Raw genomic sequence first — 2,021 nt, forward strand, 5'->3', positions numbered from 1 at the left:
ACCATCGGTTTTGGTTCGTTTTATTGAAGGTGCGCCTTTGTCTTTTGATGTAAATACGGTTTTAAATATAAAAGAGTTTTATAATGTAGGAATGTCATATTCATGGAATAATGCTGTTCAATTAAATAGCTTAATATCAGCAACAAAATGGTTTGATATTGGCTACGGGTACAACCTGTATTTAAATGATTTAAGTACTTATCAAAACGGAACACATGAAATACTACTTCGTTTTAATGTTGATGAAATATTATAGTAAATAGTTCGTGTTTAAACATGGTGAAATTCTTAAAAAAAATATAGGTGAGAAATGACATCACCTTTGATAAATAAACTATTACAACTCCTTATAAAAGAATAAAAATATGCATTATAGTAAATACCCTGGGATAAAAAAAATGTCCGTTTTAAAAAACACCCTACTCTTTTTTTGTTTAAGTTTTAACTTTTTTTTATCGGCGCAAAAAATTAGTATTGGTAACAATGAAGGGGTAAGTGAAAACATGCCTCTTGCTTTGCATAAAAATGGTAATTATAGTCAATTTATATATTTAGGTTCTGAAATTAAAACATCGGGAAATATCAAAAGTCTTACATTTAAATTAAATACTACAGGTAATTTAAACATTGCTTCTTTTAATAGATGGACATTAGGGCTGAAAGAAGTTGCTGCTACAACAACAGAGCTTAGCACTTTTAGAAATTCAGTAACTCCCTTTAGTGGTTTTACACGAGTATTTGACGGATATATACAATACAACCAAGCTAACGGAGAGGTAACGGTTGTTTTTTCGACTCCCTTTAAATACAATCATACTAAAAATTTAGTGGTTGAAATTAATGAAAATTCGGGAGGGCAGATGCCGTATGATTATAATAAACCTACTCCTAAATTTCAAATTTTTTGGACGGCTGGTTATCGTGCAGGTTATAGAAATAAATATGGTTATGTAGGTAGTGATCACTCATATTATGGCTTACTTAAAGAGCGTAAAGTACCTAGGGTAATCATCGGATTTAAGCAAGATGAAGTTACGCCACCTGTAATTACGATGCAAAATCCGGCAGAAGCGAGTATTTGTAAAAATAATAGTTTTGTTTTTTCTGATGTAAGTGTTACTGAAAATCCAAATTTAAAATGGACAACAGATGGTGCTGGTGTTTTTGAAGACGATACCAAATTATTATCAAAATACACACCTAGCGAGCAAGATGCGACTAAAGGCTTTGTAATCCTTACATTAACGGCTACAAAAGAGTCAGTAACAGTGACTAAAACCTTTAAATTGAGTATTCAAGCTGATGTAAAAAGTGCGGGAACAGATGGAATTTTAACTGTTTGTAAAGGAGTAAATCCAACAGAAAAAGAACTTTTTGATGCTTTAAAAGGTGCTCCTGAAACAGGTGGAGTTTGGGTTTCAATCGGCTTAGTACACACTTATACACAAACGACAAGTTTAGGCTGTAACCCTCAAAAAGCAACTATTACAGTTAAAGAAGAAACGGATGTTAAAAGTGCTGGTGAAGATGGTGTTTTATCAATATTAAAAGATTATGAGCCTACTGAAGAGGAACTTTTTGCAGCCTTAAATGGCTTTGCGACTACTGATGGTTCTTGGGTTAAAAAGAACAGCAATACTTATATTTATACGATCACTTCAACAAGCCCGTGTGTAAAAAACACTACCGCTACAATTCGTATAAAAAGGAATCAGAAAACGACAAACGCATTTTCGCCAAACGGTGATGGCGTGAATGATACTTGGATGGTATTAGCAGATATTGCAAATAAATATCCAAAGAATACGATGTGTATTTATAACAGACACGGAAATTTAGTGTACAAGGCGCTCAGGTATAATAATGATTGGGACGGTACCTCTAACGGAAAAATAACACTAAGCAAAAAATCAAAACTTCCTGCAGGTTCTTATGTCTATATTTTAGAGCTAAACAACGCTACAAAAAAGGTTTTAAAAGGCTGGGTTTATATAAATTACTAAATAAAAATGATGTTATTA

Annotated in this window: 2 protein-coding genes; both read left to right on the plus strand. The window is 32.6% G+C overall.

What is annotated here, in order from left to right:
* On the plus strand, nucleotides 1–256 hold a 256-nt coding region (locus tag AQ1689_RS10480; RefSeq protein ID WP_145993760.1), incomplete at its 5' end, for a type IX secretion system membrane protein PorP/SprF.
* A 142-nt stretch (nucleotides 257–398) separates the two neighbouring features.
* Nucleotides 399–2,003, plus strand: a complete 1,605-nt coding sequence (locus AQ1689_RS10485; RefSeq protein ID WP_180947579.1) for a gliding motility-associated C-terminal domain-containing protein — start codon at nucleotides 399–401, stop codon at nucleotides 2,001–2,003.
* Nucleotides 2,004–2,021 lie beyond the last annotated feature (18 nt).

Origin of the sequence: Tenacibaculum finnmarkense, assembly GCF_900239185.1 — a bacterium.
In the GTDB taxonomy this organism is placed as follows: domain Bacteria; phylum Bacteroidota; class Bacteroidia; order Flavobacteriales; family Flavobacteriaceae; genus Polaribacter; species Polaribacter finnmarkensis.

What these genes read in the sequence shown, in the direction of transcription:
- AQ1689_RS10485 (WP_180947579.1), top strand. Translation starts at nt 399, where the DNA reads ATGTCCGTTTTAAAAAACACCCTACTCTTTTTTTGTTTAAGTTTTAAC.